This window comes from Actinosynnema sp. NPDC023794, from assembly GCF_040639675.1.
Classification (GTDB): Bacteria; Actinomycetota; Actinomycetes; order Mycobacteriales; family Pseudonocardiaceae; genus Actinosynnema; species Actinosynnema luteola.
This window is the reverse complement of record NZ_JBFAFR010000009.1, coordinates 172,133-199,131: the sequence shown is the minus strand read 5'-3', so window position 1 is coordinate 199,131 and position 26,999 is coordinate 172,133. Positions and strand designations below refer to the sequence as shown.

Annotated in this window: 23 protein-coding genes; 9 read left to right on the top strand and 14 right to left on the bottom strand. The window is 70.9% G+C overall.

The features are described 5' to 3' along the window. Window positions 1–16: 16 nt before the first annotated feature. A complete protein-coding gene (locus AB0H12_RS21215; RefSeq protein ID WP_499624586.1) occupies window positions 17–412 on the top strand; it encodes an allophanate hydrolase-related protein in 396 nt (131 codons plus the stop codon). On the opposite strand, the gene AB0H12_RS21210 is transcribed toward AB0H12_RS21215, so the two are convergent. The 5 genes from AB0H12_RS21210 to AB0H12_RS21190 form a co-directional block, all read right to left on the bottom strand. Further along, window positions 385–1,002, bottom strand: a complete 618-nt coding sequence (locus tag AB0H12_RS21210) for a response regulator (RefSeq protein WP_499624585.1) — start codon at window positions 1,000–1,002, stop codon at window positions 385–387. The genes AB0H12_RS21215 and AB0H12_RS21210 overlap by 28 nt on opposite strands. Beyond that, on the bottom strand, window positions 999–2,195 hold the full coding sequence (locus tag AB0H12_RS21205) for a sensor histidine kinase (RefSeq protein ID WP_499624584.1): 1,197 nt from the start codon (window positions 2,193–2,195) through the stop codon (window positions 999–1,001). The genes AB0H12_RS21210 and AB0H12_RS21205 overlap by 4 nt, the downstream gene beginning before the upstream one ends. A gap of 11 nt (window positions 2,196–2,206) precedes the next feature. Further along, window positions 2,207–2,932: an ABC transporter permease gene (locus AB0H12_RS21200; protein WP_499624583.1), complete on the bottom strand. Its 726-nt coding sequence runs from the start codon at window positions 2,930–2,932 to the stop codon at window positions 2,207–2,209. A gap of 4 nt (window positions 2,933–2,936) precedes the next feature. After that, a complete protein-coding gene (locus AB0H12_RS21195; RefSeq protein WP_499624582.1) occupies window positions 2,937–3,845 on the bottom strand; it encodes an ABC transporter ATP-binding protein in 909 nt (302 codons plus the stop codon). 202 nt (window positions 3,846–4,047) lie between these two features. Then, window positions 4,048–4,629, bottom strand: coding sequence for a TetR/AcrR family transcriptional regulator (locus tag AB0H12_RS21190; RefSeq protein WP_499624581.1), 582 nt, complete (start codon window positions 4,627–4,629; stop codon window positions 4,048–4,050). Window positions 4,630–4,710: 81 nt separating this feature from the next. Between AB0H12_RS21190 and AB0H12_RS21185 the strand changes: the two genes are divergently transcribed. Further along, window positions 4,711–5,025 carry an antibiotic biosynthesis monooxygenase family protein gene (locus AB0H12_RS21185; protein WP_499624580.1) on the top strand — a complete coding sequence of 105 codons (315 nt, stop codon included), beginning with the start codon at window positions 4,711–4,713 and terminating at the stop codon, window positions 5,023–5,025. A gap of 6 nt (window positions 5,026–5,031) precedes the next feature. Here the strand turns inward: AB0H12_RS21185 and AB0H12_RS21180 are convergent, their stop codons facing one another. Continuing rightward, window positions 5,032–5,655, bottom strand: a complete 624-nt coding sequence (locus AB0H12_RS21180; protein WP_499624579.1) for a DUF305 domain-containing protein — start codon at window positions 5,653–5,655, stop codon at window positions 5,032–5,034. Between the two features lie 223 nt (window positions 5,656–5,878). On the opposite strand from AB0H12_RS21180, the gene AB0H12_RS21175 reads away from it, so the two are divergent. Together AB0H12_RS21175 and AB0H12_RS21170 are read left to right on the top strand one after the other, a co-directional pair. Then, window positions 5,879–7,309, top strand: a complete 1,431-nt coding sequence (locus AB0H12_RS21175) for an LVIVD repeat-containing protein (RefSeq protein WP_499624644.1) — start codon at window positions 5,879–5,881, stop codon at window positions 7,307–7,309. Window positions 7,310–7,538: 229 nt separating this feature from the next. Beyond that, the gene (locus tag AB0H12_RS21170) at window positions 7,539–8,153 is read left to right on the top strand and encodes a hypothetical protein (RefSeq protein WP_499624578.1); all 615 of its coding nucleotides are present in this window, start codon (window positions 7,539–7,541) and stop codon (window positions 8,151–8,153) included. A gap of 37 nt (window positions 8,154–8,190) precedes the next feature. Here the strand turns inward: AB0H12_RS21170 and AB0H12_RS21165 are convergent, their stop codons facing one another. Genes AB0H12_RS21165 through AB0H12_RS21150 form a run of 4 tightly spaced genes read right to left on the bottom strand, consistent with a single transcriptional unit; the run spans window position 8,191 to window position 12,073 of the window. Further along, window positions 8,191–9,234, bottom strand: coding sequence for an ABC transporter ATP-binding protein (locus tag AB0H12_RS21165; RefSeq protein ID WP_499624577.1), 1,044 nt, complete (start codon window positions 9,232–9,234; stop codon window positions 8,191–8,193). A gap of 2 nt (window positions 9,235–9,236) precedes the next feature. Next, a complete protein-coding gene (locus tag AB0H12_RS21160) occupies window positions 9,237–10,040 on the bottom strand; it encodes an ABC transporter permease (protein ID WP_499624576.1) in 804 nt (267 codons plus the stop codon). After that, on the bottom strand, window positions 10,028–10,939 hold the full coding sequence (locus AB0H12_RS21155) for an ABC transporter permease (protein WP_499624575.1): 912 nt from the start codon (window positions 10,937–10,939) through the stop codon (window positions 10,028–10,030). Before AB0H12_RS21155 ends, AB0H12_RS21160 begins: the two co-directional genes overlap by 13 nt. A gap of 3 nt (window positions 10,940–10,942) precedes the next feature. Then, on the bottom strand, window positions 10,943–12,073 hold the full coding sequence (locus AB0H12_RS21150; protein WP_499624574.1) for an ABC transporter substrate-binding protein: 1,131 nt from the start codon (window positions 12,071–12,073) through the stop codon (window positions 10,943–10,945). Between the two features lie 426 nt (window positions 12,074–12,499). Between AB0H12_RS21150 and AB0H12_RS21145 the strand changes: the two genes are divergently transcribed. Both AB0H12_RS21145 and AB0H12_RS21140 read left to right on the top strand, forming a co-directional pair. Further along, window positions 12,500–14,749 carry a hypothetical protein gene (locus AB0H12_RS21145; protein WP_499624573.1) on the top strand — a complete coding sequence of 750 codons (2,250 nt, stop codon included), beginning with the start codon at window positions 12,500–12,502 and terminating at the stop codon, window positions 14,747–14,749. Window positions 14,750–14,807: 58 nt separating this feature from the next. Next, window positions 14,808–15,425 carry a hypothetical protein gene (locus AB0H12_RS21140; protein ID WP_499624572.1) on the top strand — a complete coding sequence of 206 codons (618 nt, stop codon included), beginning with the start codon at window positions 14,808–14,810 and terminating at the stop codon, window positions 15,423–15,425. A 251-nt stretch (window positions 15,426–15,676) separates the two neighbouring features. On the opposite strand, the gene AB0H12_RS21135 is transcribed toward AB0H12_RS21140, so the two are convergent. Then, window positions 15,677–18,166, bottom strand: coding sequence for a polynucleotide kinase-phosphatase (locus tag AB0H12_RS21135; protein ID WP_499624571.1), 2,490 nt, complete (start codon window positions 18,164–18,166; stop codon window positions 15,677–15,679). Beyond that, entirely contained in the window at window positions 18,166–19,512 is a 1,347-nt protein-coding gene (locus tag AB0H12_RS21130) for a 3' terminal RNA ribose 2'-O-methyltransferase Hen1 (protein ID WP_499624570.1), read from the bottom strand. Before AB0H12_RS21130 ends, AB0H12_RS21135 begins: the two co-directional genes overlap by 1 nt. A 225-nt stretch (window positions 19,513–19,737) precedes the next feature. Here AB0H12_RS21130 and AB0H12_RS21125 point away from each other — a divergent pair, with 225 nt between their 5' ends. Both AB0H12_RS21125 and AB0H12_RS21120 read left to right on the top strand, forming a co-directional pair. Further along, a complete protein-coding gene (locus AB0H12_RS21125; protein WP_499624569.1) occupies window positions 19,738–20,205 on the top strand; it encodes a superoxide dismutase in 468 nt (155 codons plus the stop codon). A gap of 114 nt (window positions 20,206–20,319) precedes the next feature. After that, a complete protein-coding gene (locus AB0H12_RS21120) occupies window positions 20,320–21,336 on the top strand; it encodes an NAD(P)/FAD-dependent oxidoreductase (RefSeq protein ID WP_499624568.1) in 1,017 nt (338 codons plus the stop codon). Between the two features lie 96 nt (window positions 21,337–21,432). Here AB0H12_RS21120 and argG read toward each other — a convergent pair whose 3' ends face one another. Together argG and AB0H12_RS21110 are read right to left on the bottom strand one after the other, a co-directional pair. After that, window positions 21,433–22,875, bottom strand: coding sequence for an argininosuccinate synthase (gene argG, locus AB0H12_RS21115; RefSeq protein WP_499624567.1), 1,443 nt, complete (start codon window positions 22,873–22,875; stop codon window positions 21,433–21,435). A gap of 114 nt (window positions 22,876–22,989) precedes the next feature. After that, window positions 22,990–23,490: a GNAT family N-acetyltransferase gene (locus AB0H12_RS21110; RefSeq protein ID WP_499624566.1), complete on the bottom strand. Its 501-nt coding sequence runs from the start codon at window positions 23,488–23,490 to the stop codon at window positions 22,990–22,992. 365 nt (window positions 23,491–23,855) lie between these two features. Between AB0H12_RS21110 and AB0H12_RS21105 the strand changes: the two genes are divergently transcribed. Continuing rightward, on the top strand, window positions 23,856–26,894 hold the full coding sequence (locus tag AB0H12_RS21105) for an AfsR/SARP family transcriptional regulator (protein ID WP_499624565.1): 3,039 nt from the start codon (window positions 23,856–23,858) through the stop codon (window positions 26,892–26,894). Window positions 26,895–26,999 lie beyond the last annotated feature (105 nt).

Here is a 26,999-nt window from a genome sequence, read left to right as displayed (position 1 = left end):
CACAAGGAGGCCCACGATGGCGTTGATCTTCCTCAACGGCGGCGGCATGCGCGGCGGCCCGCTGCACCACCAGTTGCAGGGGACGCCGCTGCTGTGCGTGGCGCGCAGTGCGCCCCGCTACCGCTACTTCTCCGTGGGCGACCGGTTCCCCGCGATGCACGCCTCCGGTTCGGGCCACGTGGTGGGCGAGGTGTACGACGTGCCGCTGGCCGTGCTGCGCGACCACCTGCTGCCCGCCGAGCCGTCGGAGTTGGAGATCGGCGTGATCGAGCTGGCCGACGGCGGCGCCGCGTTGGCCACCGTGCTGCGGGACGCCTGCCTCGACAGCCCGGAGCTGACGGACATCACCCGGATCGGTGATTGGCGTGCGTACCTGGCGACGGTTCAGGCCCCCAGCAGGCCCCGCTCGTAGGCCACCGCGACGGCGGCGGCGCGGTCCTTCACGCCCAACTTGGTGTAGACGTGCACCAGGTGCGTCTTCACGGTCGCCTCGCTGATGAAGAGCTTCGCCGCCGCCTCGCGGTTCGTGCACCCTTGGGCGATCAGCCCGAGCACCTCCACCTCGCGGTCGCTCAACGGCTCCGCCATCGGCTGCCGCACCTGACCCACGAGCCGGGTGGCCACGGACGGTGACAGCACCGCCTCTCCCCTGGCCGCCGAGCGCACCGCCCGGAACAGCTCGTCACGTGGCGTGTCCTTCAAGAGGTACCCCGTGGCACCGGCCTTGATCGCGGGCAGCACGTCGCTGTCCGTGTCGTACGTCGTCAGCACCAGCACCCTGGTCGGGCAGCCGCGCAGCCGCTCTATGGCCGTGACGCCGTCCACGCCGGGCATCCGCAGGTCCATCAGCACGACGTCCGGCCGCAGGGCGCGCACCACGGTGACCGCCTCCGCGCCGTCCGCCGCCTCACCCACCACGTCCACGTCACCGGCGCTCGCGAGCATCCCGCGCAGCCCGTCGCGCACGACGGGGTGGTCGTCCACGATCACCACGCGGATCACGGCGCCACCTCGGCGGGGATCGCGGGCACCGACGCGGACACCGCCGTGCCGCCGCCCGGCTCGGACTCCACGACCAGCGCGCCGGCCAGGCGTGACACCCGCTGGCGCATGCCGACCAGCCCGAACCCGTCGGTCTTCACCTCCGGGTCGAACCCCGCGCCGTCGTCCCGCACGTCCAACGTCACCACGTCCTCCATGTACGACAACGTCAACCCGACCCGCGACGCGCGCGCGTGCTTGGCGACGTTCGACAACGCCTCCTGCGCGGCACGCAGCAACGTCACCTCCACCTCGGGGTGCAGCGGCCGTGCCGCGCCCGTCGTGCTGATCGACGCCGTCACACCGGTCTGGTCCGTCCACCCCGCCGCGACCTCGGCCAACGCGTCCGGCAGGTTCGCGTCCACCAGCGCGGGCGGGCGCAGGGCGTGCACCGAGCGACGGGCCTCGGCCAGGTTCTCCCGCGCCAGCCGCAACGCCGTCTCGACGTGCCGCGGCGGGTCCTCGTCCGCCTGGAGCTGCGTGATGATGCCGGCGAAGCCCTGGGCGAGGGTGTCGTGGATCTCCCGCGCGAGCCGCTGCCGCTCGTCCAGCACGCCCGCCTCGTGCGCCTGGATCAGCAACTGGGCGTGCAGGCCGGCGTTCTCCTGCATCATCGCCGCCATCTCGGCGACCATCTCCTTGCGGCGCCGGGACTGCTCGGAGGTGATGTGGCCGAACGTGGTGAACGTGCAGGCGATGATCACGATGAACACGACGATGATCAGGTACACCACGATCGGGCCGAGCTCCGCCGGCGGGAAGCCGCCGTAGAGCGACGTCGCCGCGAGGACACCGGTGGCCGACACCCCGACGAGCTTCCACCGGCCGGGCAGCACCTCGACGGCGTAGATGTACCCGGCGAAGGAGAAGAACCCGAACATCGGGTCGCGCAGCCCCAGCAACGCGTACGAGACCAGGATCCCGACGAAGAACAGCGCCATCAGACCGGTCCGGGAGCGCCAGCCCGGGTGCAGGGTGTGCCACCACAGCATCCACAGGCCGGTCGCCGCCGCGATGCCCACGTTGACCGCCGTGGTCGGCCCGCTGTCCGTCCCGACCACCAGGTACATGACGGTCGTCAGCACCAGCACGAAGTACGGGATGGCGTGCCCGGCGACGTTCAGCCGCCGTTCCCACGTGTCCAGCACGTCCATCGCGCGCACCCCTACTCCCAGCGGAACGACCTCGCCGCGACGGTACCCGCCACCAGCGTGACCAGCGCCAGCACGCCGAGGTGGACCGGGTCCGGGGCGACGCCCAGCCACGACTGCTGCAACGCCTCGACGCCCGGCGGCAGGTACGCGCCGATGGTGTTGAGGAAGTCCGGCAGCAGGAACCGGGGCAGGTACACGCCGCCGAAGAACATGACCAGCATGAACACCACGGTCGCCCACCCGCCGGCGGACCGCGCGTTCGGCGCCCAGGCCGCGACCAGCAGACCGATGGCCGACAGCGACAGCATGCCCAGCAGGAACGTCACCAGGAACCAGAGCGGGTGGTGCGGCAGGTCGATGTCGAACACCGCCCGGGACACGACCACGAGCAGCACGATCGAGATCACGCCCGCGATCAGGTTGACGAGCACCTGCGCCACCAGCAGGCGCGCCGGGTGGACCGGGGTGGTGGAGAAGCGGCGCAGCACGCCCTTCTCGCGGTAGGTGGCGACCGTGGCGGGCAGCTTGTTCAGGCCGAGGAACGCCAGCGTGGTCACGACCAGCGACGACATGAAGGCGTCGATGAACCGCTGGTTGCCGAAGTTCGGGTCGGGGGTGCGCAACGCGGGGATCGCGCCGAGCACCAGCAGCAGGATGGTCGGGAAGAGGACCGCGAACACGACCATGCTCGGCTCGCGCAGGAACAGCTTCCACTCGGTGTTGACGATCTTCAGCATTGTGCTACTCCGTGAGCGCGCGGCCGGTGAGGCGGATGAAGGCGTCGTCCAGGCCGGCCTGCTCGATGCGCAGGTCGGCGGCGACGATCTGGTTGCGGGCGAGGACGGACGTGACGGCGTGCAGCAGGTTGCCCGTGCCGGTCACGACGAGCTGCGGACCGCGCTGCTCGACATTCGAGACCTCGGGCAGCTCTTCGAGCAGCGCCACGTCCAGCGGCGCGGTCGGCCGGAACCGGACCCGCTGTTCACCGTCCACGCGGGACACGAGGCCGGCGGGGCTGTCGACCGCGACCAGCTTGCCCGCGTCGATCACGGCGATCCGGTCGCACAGCCGCTCGGCCTCTTCCATGAAGTGGGTGACCAGGACGACCGTGACGCCGGCGTCGCGGACCTGCTCGACCAGGCTCCACGTGTCGCGGCGCGCCTGCGGGTCGAGGCCCGTGGTGAGCTCGTCCAGCACGGCGACCTTGGGCTTGCCGATCAGCGCCAACGCGATGGAGACGCGCTGCTTCTGGCCGCCGGAGAGCTTGCGGTACTCGGTCTTGGCGCGATCGGCCAGGCCCAGGCGTGCCAGCAGCTCGCGCCAGTCGGCCGGGTCGCGGTAGAACGACGCGTACAGGTCCAGGGCCTCGCCGACCCGGATGCGGTCGGGCAGCTCGCTCTGCTGGAGCTGGACGCCGAGCCGGGTGCGCAGCTCCGCCCGGTCACGTCGCGGGTCCAGCCCGTCCACCCGGATCGTGCCGCCGTCCGGCGAGCGCAGGCCCTCCACGCACTCGACGGTCGTGGTCTTCCCGGCCCCGTTCGGGCCGAGGATCCCGAAGATCTCCCCCTCGTCGACGGAGAACGAGACACCGTCCACCGCGACCTTCCGGTCGTAGGTCTTGACGAGGTCGACCACCTCGATGATTGCCATGCCATGAGCGTCGTCGGCCGGGCGTTCGACCGGATCACACGGCGGGCCACACCTGGCATCAACCGATCGGTTGATCTTCCCGTAGACCACCCTGATCCGCCCTCGGGGTGCGCCTGAGCGTTGAACTCAGGGGTCCTGAACGTAGGACTCTCGCGTGCGGAACGTAGGACTCTCGCGGTCTGGGGGTTCGACGCGCGCGAGGTCAGGGGTGGAGGCCGTGGAGGATCTGGGTGACGAGGGCGGTGACGACGGTGGTGTTGTGGGGGGTGTCGCCCGGGCGGAGGGTGCGGGCGGCGGCCTCGACGGCGCCGTGGACCAGGACGGCGCGCAGCGCCGGTGAGGGGACGCCGGCTTCGGTGAGGACGTCCACCAAGGGGGCGAGGAGCTTGTCGTGCTCGGCGCGGATCGCGGTGCGGGCGGCGTCGGGCAGCGCGTGCGCGGAGAGGGCGACGACGGCGCTGTGGCTGCCGTCGGCGATGATCTCCAGCTCGGTGCGGAGGTAGGCCTCGACCTTGGCCTCGACGCCCTCGGCCGAGCGCACCGCCTCGGCCAGCCTGCGCCCCCACTCGGGCAGCTCGTCGGACACGATCGCGGCGACCAGCTCCTCGCGGGAGCGGAAGTACTCGTACAGGCTCGGCCGCGACAGACCGACGCGACGGGCCAGCGACGCGAGGGTCAGCGCGTCCGCGCCCTCCGAGGCCACGATGTCGCGCCCCGCGTCCAGCAGGTCCCGCAGCCGGTTCGCGCGGTGCTCCGCGAGCGTGTCGGCGCTGATCCTGGGCACTCGCCAGATCCTAGCCCTTGCCTTACCTACGCGCCGTTGGAATAGTTCCCTACACAGCGTCGGGAACCACGGAGGTGTCGGGTGTTCATCGCGACCAACCGCTTGTTCGTCCCCGCCGAACGCGCCGAGGAGTTCGAGGCGCGCTTCCGGAGCAACATGCGCGAGCACCTGCCCGGCGTGCCCGGCCTGCGTCGCAGCACGCTGCTGCGCCCCACCCGCCCTGACCAGCCATACGTGTCGGTCAACGAGTTCGACACCGAGGACGACTTCCACGCCTGGGTCGCGTCGGACTCCTTCAAGGCAGCCCACCGGCGCAACGCCGGCATCGCCCGCCACGTGACGGGCAACGCGGTGGAGACCTTCCAACCGTCGGAAGACCTGCTGCTCAGCCCCTGATCGCGGTCACGGGATCGTGATCGTTTTCATCCGCTCGATCTCGTCGGTCTGGGAGACCGAGACGTCATTGGCCATCTCCTCGACCCGCACGTCGCTGCCCGAGGACAGCACCTCGACCGCCATCCGCACGGCGCCCTCGTGGTGGGCGATCATCAGCTGGAGGAAGAGCCGGTCGAAGTCCGCGCCGCGGGCGGCCTTCAGGGCGGCCATCTGCTCGTCGGTGGCCATGCCGGGCATCGAGCCGTGGTCGACCTCCGGCAGCTCGGCGCGGTGGCCGTGCGCGGGCGCGTTCTCCGCGTACTGCCGCTGCCACTGCTCCATCGCCGCGATCTCCGGGCCCTGCGTGTCGTGGATCCGCGACGCCAGGCCGCGCACCGTCTCGTGCTGCGCGCGTTCCGGCGCCAGCGCGGTCATCTCCAGCGCCTGCTTGTGGTGGACGATCATGCCGGCGACGTACTTCAGGTCCGCCTCGCTCGGCGCGACCCACCGATCCGTGCCGAAATCCTCCGGCGCCAGGGTTTTCGCTTGCTCGCCCGGCCCCTGCGGCGCAATGATCGGAGGCTGGTCGTCCGCCTGGGACGTACAGCCCGCGAGGACGGCCACCAACACCGCGACGAACACCATCCGCATCCCGCTACCCCCTAGAACCTCCGGTCGGCCGTCAACGTACCCGGCCGTTCCACCGGTCGGAAGCGGAGAAACTTTCCGACGATCGGGTCTGGTCCTTAGCCATGCGAAGGGGTGATACTGCGGGCCCTGCAGTGGGTTGGAAGGGGAACCTGAAGTGGAAGTACGCGATTTGGCCCGCCGACGCAGAACGCCGGCCGCGGTCTTGGGGGCGTTCGCGCTGAGCCTGTCGGTCGTGGCCTGGGCGCCTCAGGCGACCGCCGCGCCGGACGACGCCGACCTGGCCGGACTGTCCGAGACCCAGCTGTCGAGCCAGGAGCAGCCGGCCGCCGGCATCCCCGGCGTCGACGAGATCCGCAACAGCCGCAACTTCAAGCACCTGGCGAACCTGCCGAAGCCGGCGCCGTTCACCGCCTCGTCCACGTGGTCCGACCTGGCGTTCCAGAACGGCTACGCGTTCAGCGGCAACTACGACGGCTTCGTGATCTACGACGTGCGCAACCCGCGCAAGCCGTCCATCACGAGCACGGTGTGGTGCCCGGGCTCGCAGAACGACATCTCGGTCAAGGACAACCTGCTCTTCCTGTCCACCGACTCGTCGCGCAGCGACAACTCCTGCGCCAGCACGCCGCTCTCCGCGACCAACAAGGACGCGTGGGAGGGCATCAAGATCTTCGACATCAGCGACAAGAAGAACCCGAAGTACGTCGCCGCGGTCGAGACCAAGTGCGGTTCGCACACGCACACGCTGGTGCCGGACAAGAAGGGCAAGAACGCCTACCTGTACGTCTCGTCGTACGGCCCCAACGACACCTTCCCCGACTGCAAGACGCCGCACGACCTGATCAGCATCGTCAAGGTGCCGCTGAAGGACCCCGCGTCGGCCTCCGTGCTGTCGGAGACCGTGCTGTTCCCGGACGGCGGCAACCCCGGCCGTGACGGCACGATCGAGGAGGGCTACGTCCGCGCCACCTCGGGCTGCCACGACATCACCGTGTACCCGTCGAAGGACCTCGCGGCCGGCGCCTGCATGGGTGACGGCGTGCTGTGGGACATCTCCGACCGGGAGAAGCCCCGCGAGATCAGCCGCGTCCAGGACAACGTGAACTTCGCGTTCTGGCACTCGGCCACCTTCAACAACGAGGGCACCAAGGTCGTCTTCACCGACGAGCTCGGTGGCGGCGGCGCGCCGACCTGCAACGAGAAGATCGGCCCGACCCGCGGCGCGGACGGCATCTACGACATCACCGGTCGTGGTGACGACCGCGAGCTGGAGTTCCGCTCGTACTACAAGATCTCCCGGACCCAGGGCGACACGGAGAACTGCGTGGCGCACAACGGCTCGCTGATCCCCGTCCAGGGCCGCGACATCATGGTGCAGGCGTGGTACCAGGGCGGCATCTCGGTCTGGGACTTCACCGACTCCCGCAACCCCAAGGAGATCGGCTGGTTCGAGCGCGGTCCGCTGCCCAACGGCGCGGGCGGCGGCTCGTGGTCGGCGTACTACTACAACGGCTACATCTTCTCGAACGACATGGCCAAGGGCCTCGACGTGCTCGACATCCGCGACCCGCGGACGGCGACGGCGAAGCTCGTCCGGGTCGGCGAGTTGAACGTGCAGACGCAGGGCTCGTACCGGGACCTGTTCCCGCGCTAGCCCGGACGGTCCGACCGTCGTGACACCAGGAGGGCCCGCCGCGCACCAGCGGCGGGCCCTTCGCTCGCCCAGCGGCACGCACTCTGCATATACGCCTTTTAACACCGCTTAACACACCGCATTCCCACGGCCCGATACTCCTTGCCGGTGAATTCGTCCGCGTTCGCCCCTACGCCGCGTAGGATCGAAACCGATTCCTCTTCACGAATTCCTCGCGAGGAGTATTCCCATGCCGGACATGACCCTCTACCGGGGTGAGCGCGACAATGTCTGGCCGGCCCCTGCCGTGCGCCTCATCTGGGGCGGCATGACCATTCGCGACCCGTGGCCGGGCGCTCGCCTGCCGAACCAGACGGCCACCGGCGCGTGGTCGGCGCTGTCGCGGGCGATCAGCACCGGCGGCGGCGACCTGGCGGCGTTCTCCCGCACCGTGCGCGCGACCGGCGTGTCCTACGGCCTGAACTTCACGCGGACACCCGTGCCCGTCGACCCGGACCGCGAGCACCACTACGTGGTCACCATCGACCACGCCCGCACGTTCCTGCTGCGCTACGGCGGCGTCGGCGGCTGGACGCTCGGCGACGAGGTGCCGTGGGCCGCCGACCCGACCCTGGCCGACCAGGATTACGTGGTGCTCAACGGTCCGAGCGTGAGCCGGTCGACGGTGTTGGGTTACGGCCATTTCACCGACACGCCGGAGGTCACCTTGTTCACCGATGTGCCGACCAATTGGGTGACTTCCGTGAACGGTCAGCCGATCGGCGCCCACGGGGTGCGCGTTCTGACCGATTCGGCCTTGTCCGACGACGAACGGCTCAGGTTGACGAAATTGCGGCGACCGTAGCGCCGCGCCGGCCGGGATCACCGACGCGACCGCGTCGTCAGGCCGCGACCACCATGAGCCTGCCTGCCCCGAGGTCGAGCGCGACGGTCGTGCCGGGCGGGAAGTCGGTCGCACGGCTGGACGGCTGGTCGACCCGCACGACCTGGTCGCCGCCGTCGAGCCGCACGGACAGCCTCGTCACCGGTCCGAGGAAGCTCTGCGTGAGCACGCTGCCGGTCAACGCGCCGTCGGCCTGGCCACCGTGCGGCGCGATGCCGATGTCCTCCGGCCGCACGATCACCTCCACCTCGCCGGTCAGCCCGCCGACCGCCTCGGTGGCCAGCCGGAACGCGCCCAGCCGCACGCCACCGGCCTCGGCGACGCCGTGCACCGCGTTGGTCACGCCGACGAACCGCGCCACGAACGCCGACGCGGGCTCCCGGTACACGACCGCCGGCGTGTCGAGCTGCTCCAGCCTGCCCTCCGACATGACGCCAACCCGGTCGGAGACGGCCAACGCCTCTTCCTGGTCGTGCGTGACGAACAAGGTGGTCATGCCCAGCTCGGTCTGGATCCGCCGGATCTCGTCACGCAGGTTCACCCGCACCTTGGCGTCCAGCGCGGACAGCGGCTCGTCCAGCAGCAGCACCCGCGGCCGGATCGCCAGCGCACGGGCCAGCGCCACGCGTTGCTGCTGGCCGCCGGACAGCTGGTGCGGGTACCGCCCGCCCAGGTGGGCGAGCCCGACCAGCTCCAGCAGCTCGGCGACCCGTCCGGCCCGGTCCGGCGCCTTGCGCAGCCGCGGCCCGAACGCCACGTTCTGCGTCACGGTCATGTTCGGGAACAGGCTGTAGGACTGGAACACCATGCCCATGTCCCGCTTGTTCGCGGGCACGTGGGTGATGTCGCGGCCGTCCACCAGGACCGTGCCCGAGTCGGCCGTCTCGAACCCGGCGACGATGCGCAACGCGGTCGTCTTGCCGCAGCCGCTCGGCCCGAGCAGGCTGACCAGCTCGCCCTCGGCGAGTTCCAGGTCGAGCCCGTCGAGCGCGCTCTGGCCGCCGAACGACTTGCGCAGCCCGTCCAGTCGCAGGTACCCCATGATCAGCCTTCCTCGACGGCGGCGCCCCGCCGTCGCCTGCCGACGAACGAGAGCAGCAACAGCAGCGCGAACGCGAACAGCAGGCTCAGCAGCGAGACGGCGATCGACACGCCCGCGTCGCGCTTGCCGAGCAGGTTGACCCGCACCTGCAAGGTGTCGAAGTTCAGCAGCGACGCGATGGTGAACTCGCCGAGCACCAACGCCACCGACAGCAGCGACGCGCCGAGCAGCGCGGTGCGGATGTTGGGCACCACGACCCGCAGCAGCACCGTGCCCCAGGACGCGCCGAGGCCGCGTGCCGCTTCCGCCAGCGTCTTCAGGTCGATGGCGGACAGGCCCGCGTCGATCGCCCGGTAGGCGAACGGCAGCACCAGCACCGCGTAGGCGAACGTCAGCGTCAACGGCGAGTCGCCGAGGAAGTAGTTCACCCACGCGTACAGCGGCGCCATGCCCACCACCAGCACGATCGCCGGGATCGCCACCGGCAGCAGGCACAGGAACTCCACCAGCCGGCGCAGCGCGGGCAGCCGCAGCCTGATCCACGTCATCGTCGGCACCAGCAGCGCCAGCATGACCAGCGAACTGGTCACCGCGAGCTGCACCGACACCAGGATCGCCTCGACCAGGTCCGGGTCGTCCACGATCGCCGCCCACGACGCGAGGCTGCGCGTGCCGCCCGCGCCGCGCGTGGAGAACTCCGCCATCGCGACCAGCGGCAGCAGGAAGAAGGCCCCGAGCACCAGCAGGATCACGAACCGGGCCACCGCGCTCCCGGTCGACCTGGACGGCTTGGTCACCGCTGCCATCGGGCGAACCTCCGTTGCAGCAGCGCGTACAGGCCCATCGCCACGCCGACCACCACGACCATGCCCAGGCCGAGCGCCTTGCCCAGGTTCTCCTGGCCCAGCAGCACCTCGCCGGTCAGGAAGCCCCGGATCTGCAGCGGCACGATCGGGCTGCCCTGCGACACCAGCGCCGCCGCCGTGGCGTAGGCGGAGAACGCGTTGGCGAACAGCAACAACAGCGCGCCGAGGAACGCGGGCAGCAGGATCGGGCCGCCGACGTGCCGCCAGTAGGTCCACGACGAGCCGCCGAGGCCGGCCACCGCCTCACGCCACTGCGGGCGCAGGCCGTCCAGCGCGGGCAGGAACACGATGACCATCAACGGGATCTGGAAGACCGTGTAGACCAGGGTCAGGCCGGGCAGCTCGAACAGCCACGCTCCGCCGGCGAACAGGTCGACGTCGAACGAGTCGCGCAGGAACTGCGTGACGAAGCCCTGGAAGCCGATCGTGGCCAGGAAAGCGAACGCCAGCGGCACGCCGCCGAACTGGGCGAGCACACCCGCGCCGGCCACCACCACGCGGCGCAGCGGGCCTTCCGGCTCGCCGACCGCCACGGCCCACGACAGCAGCCCGCCGAGCACCGCGCCGAGCAGAGCGGTGATGGCGGACAGCTCCACGCTGCGCAGGAACGCCTGCAGGTACACGCCGCGGGTCAGGTCGGCCAGGTTGTCGAGCGTGAACGAGCCGTCCGAGTCCTGGAACGCCCCGGCCAGCACCAGCGCGGTCGGGTACACCAGGAACGTGCCGACGTAGGCCAGGAACGGCACCACGACGAGCCACGCCGGCAGGCTCCGACCGGGCCCGCGGCCGGGAGAGGCCCGATCGGCTCCCCCGACCCCGGTCGTGACGGGTGCGACCACCGGTCAGCCCACCGCCTGCGCCCACGTCGAGGCCAGCACCTGCTTGGCCTTGTCCGACTGCTCCTGGGTGGGGAACACCCGCGCGCCGGACGTCTCCGGCAGCTTCGCCGCCGCGTCCGCGTCGACCGTGCCGGACTTGGCCATCGCGTCCATCCGCACGGGCCGCGACAGGCCCTTGAGGAAGATGTTCTGGCCCTTGTCGGAGTACAGGAACTCCTGCCACAGGCGTGCGGCGGCCGGGTGCGGCGCGTCCTTGTTGATCGCCTGGTTGTAGTAGCCACCGACCTGCGCGTCCGCCGGGACGACGACCTTCCAGTCGACCTTGCCCGCGAGCTTCGCGGTCTGCGCGGCGTTGGTGTAGTCCCAGTCGATCACGACGGGCGTCTGGCCGGACTCGATGGTCGCGGGCGACGGGTCGACCGGCAGGAAGTTGCCCGCGGCCTTGAGCTGCTTGAAGAACTCCACGCCGGGCGCGATGTCGTCGGCCGAGCCGCCGTTGCCCAGCGCGGCCATCACCACGCCGGAGAACGCGGCGCCCGCCTGCGTCGGGTCGCCGTTGAGCGCGACCTTGCCCTGGTACTCGGGCTTGAGCAGGTCCTTGACCGAGGTCGGCGCGGGCACCTTCGCGGCGTCGTAGCCGATGGACATGAAGCCGCCGTAGTCGCCGTAGTAGAGCCCGGACGGCTCCTTCAGCTCGTCGGCGATGTCGGCCCACGTCCGCACCTGGTAGGGCGCGAACAGGTCCTTGTTGGCGAGCGCCACGGTCAGGCCGAGGTCGAACACGTCCGGCGCGCGGTCGCCGCCCTTGAGCTGCTTGGCGGCGTTGATCTCGTCCTGGCTGGACGCGTCGGGCTGCGCGGAGTCGACCTCGATGCCGTACTCGGCCTCGAACGCCTTGATCATCTCGCCGTAGTTGGCCCAGTCCGGCGGCAGCGCGATGACGTTGAGCCTGCCCTCCTCCTTGGCGGCCTCGACGAGCTTGTCGAACCCGCCGAACTCGGCGGCGGACTTCGCGGTCGCCGCGGGGGTGTCGCTCGCGGCGCCGTCCTTGGGCGGCGGCGTGCCGCAGGCCGCGACCAACGCCAGCGCGGCGACGCCGACGCCTACCGACCGCAGGACTCGGGTGTGGTTCACGGGCGAACCTTCCTCGGGTGACAAGGGTTTTTTCGCGGACGACCAAAACGTGTGGCCCAGCGGAGGATTCGGGAACTCGCGCGCACTTGTCAAGGGACTGAGACCCGGTCGACCGGGTGAGCGAATTCCGGGTGGTCCGGGGGTGTCCGAACGGTTAACGCCGACACCGGTCCGATCGGCCCGGATCAGCCGAAAGGTTCGACCGTACGGCGTAGCGGACAACGTCAACAGTCACCGTGCGAATCGTCTCTTTGGGCCATTCGAACGTTCTGCGCTCGGAAGAGTGTGAATGTCCACCCCTATTTTTGCCCAATTGTCTACTCACATTTCCGGGTCCGGTAACGCGCTCCGATCGACCCTCGACACCCGGTTGTCACGTGACGGAAATGCCCGAACAACTGCCGAACCCCGAAGAAGGGCAGATCCATGCTTCCCCCGCGAAGATCCCTGGTGCTGGCCGCCGTCGGCGCGCTGCTCCTCCCCCTCGTCGGCACGCCGTCGGCGTCCGCCGCCCCCGTCCCCGGCGAAGACGTGCTCTACACGTTGGACGCGGACTTCGACCAGGGCGTGCTCCAGGACGTCAACCACGACGCCCCGAACAACAACCAGCTCCAGCTCAACCGCCAGAGCGTGTTCTTCCCCTACGTCAACGTCGCCGCCTCGGCGCGCGGCACGATGGTCCGCATCGACGTCAACACCGGCGAGATCGTCGGCGAGTGGCTGTCCGCGCCGGACGGCCAGGGGCGCAACCCCTCCCGCACGACCGTGGACAAGCTCGGCAACACCTGGCTCTCCAACCGCAACGAGCAGAGCGGGGGCCGCGGGTCGGTCACCCGCGTCGGCGTCATCCGGGGCGGCACCCGGACGAACGCCGACGGCACGCCCAACCCCGCCGGCGACTATCTGAAGGGGCCGTTCGGCTACAACACCTGCGTCGACCGCGACCTCGACGGCCTGTACGCCACGTCGCGCGGTCTCGGCGACATCCGGCCGTGGACCAACGCCGGTGGCGCGGACGCCAACGGCGGCGTCACCACGGCGGCCGACGAGTGCCTGATCACCTACAGCCGGGTCGCGGGCACGAACACCCGCACGGTGGCCGTCGACGCCGACAACAACCTGTGGACCGGCGGCTCCAACATGCAGCACCAGAAGATCTCCGGGCTGGACGGCTCGCCGCTGACCGCGCCCGTCAGCTTCGGCTGCGGCGGTTACGGCGGTCTGGTCGACCAGGCGGGCACGCTGTGGTCGGCGCGGTACGGCGCCAACCTGCTGCGCTACGAGCCGGGCAGCGGCTCGGGCGCCTGCCTGGACACCTCGCACGGCGACTACGGCCTCGGCATGGACCCGCAGACCGGCGAGATCTGGCACACCGGGGTCAACTCCGGCCAGACGGTCAAGATGGACGCGGCGGGCAACGTCCTCGGCTCCTTCCCGCACGGCCACAACCGCGCGCAGGGCGTCGCGGTCGACATGGACGGCAACGTCTGGGTCGCCCACGCGCTCGACAACGGCACGAACACGGTCGGCCACCTGCGCACCGACGGCACGTTCGTCGGCAACGTGGTCCTGCCCGGCGGCAACGGCCCCACCGGCGTCGCGGTCGACACCAACGGCAAGGTGTGGGTCACCAACATCAACTCCAACAACGCCCAGCGCATCGACCCGGACGCCGGTCCGGTCGGTGGCGGCGGGTTCACCGTCGGCGCGGTCGACCTGACCGTCGACCTCGGCGCGGGCGCCGGGCCGTACAACTACAGCGACATGACCGGGTCGGTGCTCGGCGAGATCACCGCGCCGGTGGGCACGTGGTCGGTGGTGCAGGACGGCGGCGTCGCGGGGCAGACCTGGGGCACGGTCACCTGGAACACCGAGGCCCAGGGCAGCGTGCCGGCCGGCACCTCGATCACGGTCGAGGCGCGCACGTCCGACACCGAGGCCGGGCTGGCCGGCGAGACGTTCACGCCGGTGGCCAACGGGGTGGAGTTCGCCCGCGTGGGCCGCTACATCGAGGTGCGGGCGACGTTGACCGCGAGCCCGTCCGGCGACACCCCGGTGCTGTCGGACCTGCGGATCAAGACCTCCGAGCGGACCGGCGTGTTCTCCTGCCAGGCGACCGCGCTGAACCTGGCCGGGATCGTGGTGGCGCGGGCCAACCCGCCGGACGTGCCGTGCGTGGACGACTACGAGAACGTGGCCAACGTCAACCTGTCCGCGGGCATCCTCACCGTGCGGGCGAACGCGTTGACCGCGAGCACCGAGCAGACACCGGACGACCTGCTCGCCCTGCCACCGGCTCCCGGTGACGGCGCGGTGTCCAACGCCCGGGTCGAGTACACGCGGATCAGCAGCCTGCTGGTGAACATCGAGGTGGGCGTGATCCAGGCGACCGCGTCGGTGACGTGCGACGCGAACCTCGACCCGCAGTTCGCCGGCTCGTCGCAGATCGCGAGCCTGCGGATCAACGGGGTCCAGATCGCCGTGGGCAGCGCGCCGCTGACGATCCCGCTGGTCATCGGCTCGTTGCAGCTCAACAGCACCACGACCACGCCGACCAGCGTGGTGCAGCGGGCGTTCGCACTGGACACCGTGCTGACCGACGTGGTGCTCGGTGAGGCGAAGGCCAACGTGGAGGCGTTGCCGGGCGAGCCCGGCGGCAGCCCCTGCCGGGTCTGAGCCACCACCCTACTAGTAGCCGTACTATATGTAGTGCGGCTACTAGTAGGGGTGGGTCATGGGTCGGAAGTTGCTGGTCTGGGCGCACGTCGTGTCGTCCACGGGCTGGATGATGATGGCGCTGGCGTTGTTCGTGGTGGTGAATCACGCGTTGGCCGTGCCCGACCGGCGGACGGCGTTCGAGGTGGCGCTGCTGCTCGACGTGCAGGTGCTCCAGTTCATGGCCACCACGTCGGCGTTCAGCGGGTTGATGCTGTCGGGCCTCACGGCGTGGGGCTACTTGCGGCACTGGTGGGTGCTCATCAAGTTCGCGATCACGCTCAGCCAGCTGTACGCGGGGATCTTCGTGCTCAGCCCGAACCTGCACCCGGGCGGTTCGGAAACGCTCCTCCGCGTCGGCTCGCTGCTGATGGCGTCGGCCCTCGCGGTGCAGGTGTGGCTGTCGGTGGCCAAGCCGTTCAAGCGGACGCCGTGGGCGGCGCCGACGAAGCCGAAGACCGCGCCGCCGTGGGGTTTCGCGCTGTGCCTCGCCGTGCCCGCGGCCGACTACGCCCTCGGTCAGAGCCTGCTCGGCGTGCCCCTTCCGGCGCTGTCTCTGCTGGTCGCGGCCGGCTACCCGATCGTTCGCGCCGTCAGGCTGAGAAGCCGCCCGCGGGAGGCCGTGCATTCCTCATGATGGGGAAATGCGCACGGTCCGACCTGCCTTGTCGTCGGGCATGGTTGATGTCCACCGGCGTACGCCCGGGCGGTGCTGTTCCTCGGCTACGCCGCGGGCAATGCCGTGTTCGCCGCACAGGCCGGCTCGGCTTCCCGGGTGGCCCTCCCGTGTCGGACGCCGAAGCCGAGGGCTGCTTCTTCCTGCTCCGGGGCTGGTGCTGGGCAACCGCCGCCCGGCGGCTCGGCCGGCTGCCCAGCACCCCGTGACGCTCAGAGCCGCGGGTCGACCGGCTCCGACTCCAGCGCGAGCACGGCGAACACGCACTCGTGCACCCGCCAGAGCGGCTCGTCGCGGGCGACGCGCTCCAACGCCTCCAGGCCGAGCGCGTACTCACGGATCGCCAGCGACCGCTTCGCGCCGAGGCCGCGCTTGCGCAGGCGCTCCAGGTTCTCCGGCTCGGTGTAGTCCGGGCCGTAGATGATCCGCAGGTACTCGCGCCCGCGCACCTTCACGCCCGGCTGCACCAGGCCGCGGTCACCGCGCACGAGGTTCGCCAGCGGCTTGACGACCATGCCCTCGCCACCGGCCGCGGTCAGGTCCTCCCACCAGCGGATGCCGGCGGCGACCTGCTCGTCGTCCGCGGTGTCGACCACCAGGTGCCGGGTGCGGGTGAACACCTCGCCCGCCAACCGGCCGAGCACGTCCAGGTGCCACCGGTGGTCGCGGTCGTGGAACGTCCGGCCGCGCGCGGCGAGCAGCTGGAACGGCGCGATCGTGACGCCCGACAGGCCGTCGGTCGGCCGCACGTACCGCAGGTAGGCGTCACGGTAGCCGGTCGCGTTCGCCAGCCTGCTCTCCGTGCGCGCCAGCAGTTCGCCGACGTCGACGCCCCGTGCGGCGGTCCGCGCGAGCACGTCCACCGCCACGCCGAGAGCACCCGTGGCCGCCGCGCCGACCGAGGCGTACTGCTCCTTGATCAGCCCGGCCGCCTTGGCGTTCCACGGCAGCAGCTCGGCGTCGAGCAGCAGCCAATCGGTGTCGAACTCGTCCCAGAGCCCGGCCCTCGCCACCTCCTCGCGCACCCGTGCCAGCAGTTCGTCGCCCAACGGCGGGTCGAAGAACGCGCGGCCGGCCCGCGTGTGGATCACGCCGCCGCCGTCCCTGCGCACCAGGACCACCGCACGCGACCCCATGTGCTTCTCCTCGCAGATCACCTCGCGCACGCCCGCGCTCCGGTACTCCGCGAAGGCGTCCTCCGGGTGCTCCAGCACGTCCGGCCGCCGCGAGGTGGCCGTCGGCGCCATCGTCGGCGGCAGGTACAGCAGCGAGTGCGGGTCGATCGCGAAGCGGCTCATCACCTCCAACGCCGACGCGGCCTGCTCCGGGCGCACCCCGATCCGGCCCCGGTGGGCCGTCTCGACGAACCGGCGGCCGGTGACGTCGGACAGCGCGAGCACGTCCGGCTCCCGTTCCTCCTCCGGCACGACGAGCGGTCGCACCGGCTCGTACCAGACCTCGTGCGCGTCGACCGCCACGACTTCGCGCTCCGGGTAGCGCAACGCGGTCAGCCTGCCGCCGAACACCACACCCGTGTCCAGGCACATGGTGTTGTTGACCCACTCGACCTCCGGCATCGGCGTGTGCCCGTAGAGCACGGTCGCCTTGCCCCGGTACTCCGTCGCCCACGGGTAGCGCACCGGCAGGCCGTAGTCGTCGGTCTCACCGGTCGTGTCGCCGTAGAGCGCGAAGCTGCGCACCCGGGCCGACGCGCGGCCGTGGAACTTCTCCGGCAGGCCCGCGTGCGCGATCACCAGGTCGCCGCCGTCGAGCACGTAGTGCGCGATCAGGCCGTCGCAGAACCGCACGGCACGCTCGCGGAACTCCTCCGGCTCCGCCGCGAGCTGCGCCAGCGATTCCGCGAGACCGTGCTTGACCTGCACGTTGCGCCCGCGCAGGGCACGCACCAGCTTCTGCTCGTGGTTGCCGCACACGGCGAACGCGTGCCCCGCCTCGACCATGCCCATCACCAGGCGCAGCACACCGGGCGTATCAGGCCCCCGGTCGACCAGGTCACCGACGAACGCCGCACGCCGTCCCGCCGGTGGGACGGCGTCCACCGGACGGCCCTCGTCGTCGCGAACCAGCGCGTAGCCGAGCTTGACCAGCAGGTCCTCCAGCTCCGCGCGGCAGCCGTGCACGTCGCCGATCACGTCGAACGGCCCGGTCTCGTGCCGCAGGTCGTTGAGCAGCCGCTCCGGCACGATGACCGCTTCGTCCACTTCGGACTGTGCGCGCAGCACGTGCACCCGCTTGAAGCCCTCCTTGCCGAGGTGCTTCAACGACTTGCGCAACGCGGCGCGGTGCCGGCGCACCACGTGCGCGCCGAAGTCGCGGTCCGGGCGGGAGGCGTTGCGGGCGAGGCAGACCTCCTCCGGGGTGTCGAGCACGATCGCGACCGGCAGCACGTTGTGCTCACGGGCCAGCTCGATCAGCCGCGCCCGGTCGGACCGCTGCACGTTCGTCGCGTCGACGACGGTGGTGCGGCCGGCGTCCAGGCGCTTGCCCGCCACGAAGTGCAGCGTCTCGAACGCGGCGGCGGACGCCGACTGGTCGTTCTCGTCGTCCGCGACCAGGCCGCGGAAGTAGTCGCTGGACAGCACCTGCGTCGGCCGGAAGTGCCGGCGCGCGAACGTGGACTTGCCCGAGCCGGAAGCGCCGATCAGCACCACGAGGCAGAGGTCCGGGATCTTGAGCTCCATCAGTCCTCCACGCTGAAAACGGCGAGCTGGGTCGGCGCGCCGCGCTCGTCGTCCACCGGTCCGATCGGCAGGTGGGCGACGGTGTAGCCGCGGCGGTGCGCGACGCCGTCCGCCCAGTCCTCGAACTCGGCCCTGGTCCACTCGAAGCGGTGGTCGGAGTGCCGGTGCCTGCCTTCCGGCAGGGTCTCGAACAACGCGTTGTACTCGACGTTCGGCGTGGTGACGAGGACCGTGCGCGGCCGTGCGACGACGAACACCGAGTGCTCCAACGCGGGCAGGCGGTCCGGGTCGAGGTGTTCGACCACCTCCATCAGCACGGCGGCGTCGTAGCCCTCCAGCTCCGGGTCGGCGTAGGTCAGCGACGACTGGCGCAACGTGAGCCGGGCGCGCCGGCGGTCCGACATCCGGTCCAGGTTCAGCTTGCGCGCGGCCGTGGCGAGGGCGTTCGCGGACACGTCCACGCCCTGGATGCGGGTGAAGTCGGGCACTTCGAGCAGGGCGCGCAGCAACGCGCCGCCGCCGCAGCCGAGGTCGAGGACGGACCGCGCGCCGACCTGCTTGAGCTGGTCGAGGACCGCCTCACGGCGCTGCACCGCCAACGACACCTTCGGCTCGACGAGCGCGTTGTCCAGCTCCTCCGGCTCGACCTCCTCCACCTCGGCCAGGCGCGACAGCGCGGACCGCACCAGCGGACGTCGGCGCATCAGGTACCGGGTGGTGATCAGCTCGCGGTCCGGGTGCGCGCCGAGCCACCCCTCCCCCGCGCGCAGCAGCTTGTCCACCTCGTCCTCGGCGACCCAGTAGTGCTTGTCGCCGTCGAGGACGGGCAGCAGGACGTAGAGGTGCTTCAGGGCTTCCGACAGCGTGAGCGTGCCGGTGAGGGTGACGTCGGCGTACCGCGAGTCGTCGCCGTCGCCGAGCGGGAGGGGCGTGATGTGCGTGGTCCAGCCCAACGGCGTGAAGAGCCGTTCGACCAGGCGGTGCGGCAGGACGGGCACGCGCACGGTGAGCGGGATCGGGGTGGCGGCCACGTCCGCGCGGCTCTTGCTGCGGCCGTTCATCGCGGTGCGGAACACCGAACCGAGCGCGACGGTCAACAGCGAGCCGGCCGCGTACGGCCGGTCGTTGACGTACTGGGTGAGCGTGCTGCCGGGACCGCGGACCAGCGCGACCGGGTCGACCTCCAGCAGGAGCGCGACCGTGCACTCCTCCTCGTCCGCGCGCGGGTAGAAGACGTGCGCGGCGCCCGAGGACGTGGTGAACGACTGCGCCCGTTCGGGATGTTTGTGCAGCAGGTGGCTGAGGTCGGTGGCCGGGCGGTGGGTCGTGGTCAAGGTGAGCAGCACGTCGTCCAGTGTGGACGAGGCGAACCGCTCACCGCCCCCGAATTACGAGGGTCTTACGGTGAAAGCAGCCCATGACGATCGGTGCTAACTTCGGGTGTGCCGCCGCCTTTTCCTACGGAAGGCAGAAGTGTGAAACGTCTGATCCCCCTGGTCATCGGCGGATTGCTCGCGACGGCGGTGACGCCGAGCGCGTCCGCGGACAGTCCCCGAGGCTCCGGAGTCGCCGTGACGGTGGCCCGCTTCGCCACCCCGGCCACCGCGACCAAGGCCTACACCTACGACCCGGCGCTGATCGCGCCCGGCGCGGCCGTGATGGTCGTGGCCACCCCGCTGCGACGCTCCACGAAAGCCCTGCTCAGCGTCTACGGCCTGGTCCCGAACCGAACCTACGGCGCGCACGCGCACCAGCTGCCGTGCGGCGCGGCGCCCACCGACGCCGGCGCGCACCACCAGCACGTGGTGGACCCGAACCAGCCGTCGGTGGACCCGGCGTACGCCAACCCGGAGAACGAGATCTGGCTCGACTTCACCACCGACGACCGCGGCCGCGCGGTGGTCGGCGCGGTCGTGCCGTGGCAGTTCGCCGACCGGCGGGCGGGCTCGGTCGTGATCCACGCCCAGCGCACCGCCACCGAACCGGGCAAGGCGGGCACCGCCGGTCCCCGGGTCGGCTGCGCCACGGTGAAGTTCTGAGCTGACAAGGGGCCGGCCCGGTGGGAGCCGGGGGCCGGCCCTTGTTGCCGGATCGGCAACAAGGTTTGCCGATCCGCTCACCTCGCACGCATGGTGGTCGTGGAGGTGGTCGCGATGACCTTTCAGCTGAGTGACAGCTATGACGTGGCGGTGGTGGGTGGTGGGGCCGCCGGGTTGAACGGCGCCCTGATGCTGGCGCGGTCGCGGCGGTCGGTGGTCGTGATCGACGCCGGGTCGCCGCGCAACGCGCCAGCCGACGGCGTGCACGGGCTGCTGGCCAGGGACGGGATGCCGCCGGCCGAGCTGGTCGAACGCGGTCGGGCGGAAGTCCGGGCCTACAGCGGTCAGGTGGTGACCGGCGAGGTCGACGCCGTCAACCGCGAGGGCGACCGGTTCGTGGTGGCGCTGGCCGACGACCGCGCGGTCCGGGCCCGCCGGCTGCTGGTGACCACGGGCCTGGTGGACGAGCTGCCGGACGTGGCGGGGCTGCGCGAGCGCTGGGGCCGCGACGTGGTGCACTGCGCGTACTGCCACGGCTGGGAGGTCCGCGACCAGGCGATCGGCGTGCTGGCGACCGGGCCGATGGCGGTGCACCAGGCGTTGATGTTCCGGCAGCTGAGCGCCGACGTCACGCTCTTCTCCCACACGCAGCCGCCGACCGCCGAGCAGGCCGAGCAGTTGGCCGCACGCGGTGTCGACGTCGTGGCGGGCGAGGTGGCGGCGCTGGAGATCGCGGGCGACCGCATCGTCGGCGTGCGGCTCGCCGACGGGCGCGCGGTCGGCCGTGAGGTGATCGTCGTGGCGTCGCGGATGGTGGCACGAGCCGGTTTCCTGGCGACGCTGGGGCTCCGGCCCGTCGAGCACCCGTCCGGGATGGGCGAGCACATCCCCGCCGACGCGCTGGGCCGCACCGACGTGCCCGGGGTGTGGGTCGCGGGCAACGTCACGGACCTGACCGCGCAGGTCGGCGCGTCCGCCGCGGCGGGCGCCACCGCCGGCGCCCAGATCAACGCCGACCTGATCGCGGAGGAGACCCGCCTGGCCGTCGACGCCTACCGGAACCCGTTCTCCGGCGAGGCCGAGGCCAGGGTCGCCGAACTCGTCACGGGCGACCGTCGCCACGGCGTGTGAGGCCCGGGAACGCCGATGCCCGCACCGGCCACGACACGCGTGGACCGGCGCGGGCACGGCCTCGGCCGACCGACGGCGCGGCCGGCCAGGAGCGGGTCAGTCGTTGCCCGCCTCCAGGGCGGCGTGGTCGAGCAGCTCGTCGTCGGCCACCTTGCCCCGCGAGGCGATGGCCTCGGCGCCGCCCTCGGGCATCGCGCCGATCAGCTCGGTCTGCGCCACCTGCGCCGCGCTGATCAGCGTCGACTGGCTGCCGACCATGCCGAGCCCGGCGTACTGCTCCAGCTTGGCGCGCGAGTCGGCGATGTCGAGGTTGCGCATGGTCAGCTGGCCGATGCGGTCGACCGGCCCGAACGCCGAGTCCTCGGTCCGCTCCATGGACAGCTTGTCCGGGTGGTAGCTGAACGCGGGCCCGGACGTGTCCAGGATCGAGTAGTCGTCACCGCGGCGCAGGCGCAGCGTCACCTCGCCGGTGACCGCCGTGCCGACCCACCGCTGCAACGCCTCGCGCACCATCAGCGCCTGCGGGTCGAGCCAGCGACCCTCGTAGAGCAGCCGGCCCAGCTTGCGGCCCTCGTTGTGGTAGGAGGCGAGGGTGTCCTCGTTGTGGATCGCGTTGACCAGCCGCTCGTAGGCCGCGTGCAGCAGCGCCATGCCCGGCGCCTCGTAGATGCCGCGGCTCTTGGCCTCGATGACCCGGTTCTCGATCTGGTCGGACATGCCCATGCCGTGCCGGCCGCCGATGGCGTTGGCCTCCAGCACCAGGTCGACGGCGGAGGAGAACTCCTTGCCGTTGATCGTCACCGGCCTGCCCTGGTCGAACCCGACCGTGACGTCCTCGGTGGCGATCTCGACCTCGGGGTCCCAGAACCGCACGCCCATGATCGGGTCGACGATCTCGATGCCGGCGTCGAGGTGTTCGAGCGCCTTGGCCTCGTGCGTCGCGCCCCAGATGTTCGCGTCGGTCGAGTACGCCTTCTCCGTGCTCGACCGGTACGGCAGGCCGCGCGCCTGCAGCCACTCGGACATCTCCGTTCGGCCGCCGAGCTCGCTGACGAACGCGGCGTCCAGCCACGGCTTGTAGATCCGCAGGGACGGGTTGGCGAGCAGGCCGTAGCGGTAGAACCGCTCGATGTCGTTGCCCTTGTAGGTGGAGCCGTCGCCCCAGATCTGGACGTCGTCGTCGAGCATGGCGCGCACCAGCATGGTGCCCGTCACGGCCCGCCCGAGCGGCGTGGTGTTGAAGTAGGCACGGCCGCCGGACCTGATGTGGAACGCGCCGCAGGCCAGCGCCGCGAGCCCTTCCTCGACCAGGGCGGCCCGGCAGTCGACCAGTCGGGCGATCTCGGCGCCGTACACGGCGGCGCGGCTCGGCACCGATGCGATGTCGGGCTCGTCGTACTGACCGATGTCCGCGGTGTACGTGCACGGCACCGCGCCCTTCTCCCGCATCCAGGCGACCGCCACGGACGTATCGAGACCACCGGAGAACGCGATGCCGACGTGTTCGCCGGCGGGGAGGTAAGTGAGCACCTTGGACACGACTAGAAGTATGCACGACGCTGCATGACCATGCATAGCCGGGGGCTAGAATAGCGCTGACCTGCGGTGATGCGGGGTCGACGGCAGGAACCGCCGCCGACCCCGTGAGACGACCTACCGCACGATGCCGTACCGGACGGTGCCCTGTCCGGCGGCGCCGTCCAACGGCCGGAAACCGGCCTTCTCGAGGACGCGGACCGAGGCGGGGTTCGACAGCTCCACCTCGGCGCGGACCACCCGGACGCCGGGCGCGGTGAACGCGAAGCCGGTCAACGCGCGCGCGGCCTCGGTGGCGTACCCGCGCCCCCGCCGGGACACCACGACGCCGTACCCGATCTCCACGACACCGTCGCTCGGCGGCCAGAACAGCCCGATCGACCCGACCACCAGACCGCTGTCACGCTCGACCACCAACCGGTGGCCGTGACGGCTCAGCCACTCGGGGTGCTCGCGGAGCAGCCCGGCGATGACCTGATCGCCGTCCGCGGGGAAGTCTTCGGCCCAGTGCGGCAGCCGGACACCACCCACGACGGCGTCGACCTCGGCCGCGGTCCAGGACCGCAGCACCAGCCGTTCGGTGGTCGGATCGGGCACGGGAAGGGAAGGAGAAGACACTCGGAACTCCTGGTCATCGGGATGACCCGGCCCGCGCGTCAGCCGCGTGCGGACCGGATGAGGACGTGCTGAAGACGGCCGCGGACAGCCATATTCATCGACCTCCCCGTTCCCGGTGACCCAGCGATCTCCATCGCCGCCGTGACGCTAGCAACGGCCCTGTCCGCCGGACAACCCGATTCGCGGCGGCCGTGCACATCTCCTTGCAGTTTCCTTGCAGTTGCCTGGCAGTTCACTCGCGCCGCCGATCGCCGGCCGGCCGTTCGGCACAACGGAGCAACAACTCGACATTGCCCTGCACAATCCGGTCCGACTCCAGCACACTGGCAATACCGGACCGTCGTGCCAGCGAAAGGTGAACGCTGGTGGAATTCAAGATCCTGGGCAAGACCCGATTACGCGTGGCGGACGAGAACGTGGACCTCGGGTCCGCGAAGCAACGCGCGGTCCTGGCGCTGCTGCTCTACCACGTCGGCCAGCCCGTCGGCATCGGCACGATCGCGCAGGCGGTGTGGCCCGACGAGGATCCGTCCGGCATGCGAGGAAGGCTCCAGCCACTGATCAGCCGCTTGCGCAGGGTGCTGGGCCAGGTCGGCCTCGACCGGTCGATCGAGCGCGAGGGCGACGCCTACCTGCTCGACGTCGACCGCGAAATCGTCGACTACCACCGGTTCCGCACAATGGCGGAAATGGGTCGGGCGGCAGCCGCCGCCGGCGAGCACGCGCGCGCGAGAGCGGTGCTGCGGGAAGCGTTGTCGCGATGGCAGGGACGCCCGTTGCAGGACGTCGAAAGCATGTGGGCGGACCACCTGCGTTACCAGATGGACACGTTCGACCGGCTCACCGCCCACTACGCCCTCGTGGAAAGCCTGAACGCGCTCGGCGAGCACGTCGAGGCGATGGGCGAAGCGGGCAGGCTCGCGCAGGAGCACGAACTCGACGAAGTGCTCGCGAGGCTGTACATGCGTTCGCTGGAAGGGCAGGGCAAGTACGCCGCGGCGCTGGAGTACCACGAGCGGTTCTGCGAACGCCTCTTCGAGGCCACGGGCGCCGAACAGGGTCCGGAACTGCGCGCGGTGTACCAGAGCATCGTCGCCAAGCAGGTGGGCACCGCGACCACGTCCACCAAGCCGCAGCACGCCCCACCCCGCCAGCTGCCCAGGAGGGCCAGGACGTTCGTGGGCCGGGAGGACCTGCTCGCCGCGTTGGACGCGTTGCTCGACGGGCCCGACGGCGGGCGCGGGCAAGTCGTCGCGCTGCACGGGATGCCGGGCGTCGGCAAGACCGGACTGGCCATCCACTGGGGACGGACGAGGGCCGACCGGTTCCCGGACGGCCAGCTCTTCCTCGACCTCCGCGGCTTCGGCCGCGGCACCGCGATGACCGCCGAGGACGCGTCCGGCGTGCTGCTGACCTCGCTCGGCGTGGCGCACATCCCGACGACGGGCGCCGAACGCGCCGCCGCCCTGCACCGCGCGCTCGGTGACCGCAAAGTGCTGCTGGTGCTCGACGACGCCCGGCACAGCCCGCAGGTCCGACCGCTGCTGGGCGCCGCGACGAACTGCTTCACCATCGTGACCAGCAGGATCCGCCCCTGGGGACTGGACCTCCACGACGACGTCCACCTCTTCGCCGTGCCGCCGCTCTCGTTCGACGAGTCGATCGACCTGCTGCGCCGCGAGATCGGCGCGGGGCGGGCCGAAGCGGAACCCACCGCGCTGCGGGCGTTGGCCTCGCGGCTCGACGGCCACCCGATGGCCGTCAAGATCATCGCGCAGCACGTGGCGAACCGGCCGCAGGTGCCGATCGGCGTCCTCGTCGAGGAGTACGCGACGCAGGAAGGGCTGGGAATACTGGGTTCCCTGGACGACAGCGACGACGACAGCGCGAGCCTGTCGTTCGCCTTCGGGGTGTCCTACCGGGACCTGCCGACCGAGACCGCGCGGGTCTTCCGGCTGCTGGGCCTGCACCCGACGGCCGAGTTCTCCTCGGCGGCGGCGAGCGCCCTGACCGAGCGCCCGGAGCACGACGTCCTCGTCCACCTGCGGACGCTCACCAAGGCCAACCTCCTCCAGTACACGACCCACGGGCACTTCCGCCTGCACGACCTGCTGCACGACTACGCCCTGGACCGGGTCCGCACCGAGGAGTCGTCCCACCAGCGGCAAGCCGCGCTCAGCGGGCTGCTGACCTGGCAGCTCGCCGGCGCGATCGGCCTGGAGCGAGCCCTGAACGCGCACGACGACCCCGTGCCGCTGCTGCCGGGCATGACCCTCGACGCCGTGCCCCGGTTCGCCGACGAGAACGACGCCCTGGCCTGGTTCGCGACCGAGCGGGCCACCCTCGTCGCCGCCGTGCCGCACGCGTTCCGCCACGGCTTCGCCGGTCACGCCTGGCGGATCGCGGCGAACATCGACCGCGCCCTGGACCGCACCGGCGCGTACCGCGACCTGGTCGCGGTCGAGCGGGTGGCGGCCGACGCGGCGCGCTCGACCGGGGACGTGGAGGGCCGGTGCGGCAGCCTGCTGAACCTGGGCACCGCCTACTACCGGCTCGGTGAGTACGACGAGGCGGTCGAGCACATGCAGGAGGCGCTCTCCATCGCACAGCGCATGGAGGACGTGGAGTTCACCGAGATCGCCGTGCACAACCTGGCCAGCGCGCACCGCGAGCGCGGTGACGTCCGGACCGCGCTGTCGCTGTACGAGTCGGCCCTGGAACTGCACCGCGCGACCGGCCACCGGAGCCTGGAAGCCTCCACACTGGACCAGATGGCCGCGGCCTACCAGCGGCTGGACCGGGTCGACGAGGCCGTGGAGCTGTACCGCGAGGCGTTGGACCTGCGCCGGACCATCAAGCACCGCCACGGCGAGGGCACGACCCTGACCGCGCTGGGCAAGCTCCACCACCAGCGCCGCGAGCTGGACGACGCCCTCCGGTGCCTGGAAGCCGCGCTCGAGATCAACCTGTCCACCGGTGAACGGGCGCGCACGGTCGAGGCGCTGGTGGCGCTCGCCCGCGTCCACTACGACCGCAAGTCCCACGAGAAGACCATCGAGTTCTGCCACCGCGCGTTGGAGCTGTCGGCCGACCTGGACATCACCCGGGAAAAGGCGCAGGCGCTCTTCCTCCTCGGGCACGCGCACGCCGTGGTCGGCGATCAGGTGGAGGCGGAACGACGGTGGCGGGAGGCCGAACCCTTGCTCGTCGAATCCGGCCTCGCGGAGAAAATGCACACCGCGCTCGGCGAACCGGAATTCATGCGCGGCCGACCGGGCGCCATCCCCGACCCTCGCGACCACCTTTCGCCACGCAGCCCAAAAAGCCCTGCCCGAAACGACGGGCAGAGCGAAACACAACCTACTCCATTCGACCAAGGAACCGAAAGTCACCCGATCGAGTGAAGACGAAATAAACTCGCGTTGACTGGAGTATCACCCTGACGTGCCGCCACGCGGAGCTTCCTTGACCCCTGGTCCAATGCTAGGGAACCGTTGTGGTTGAATCCC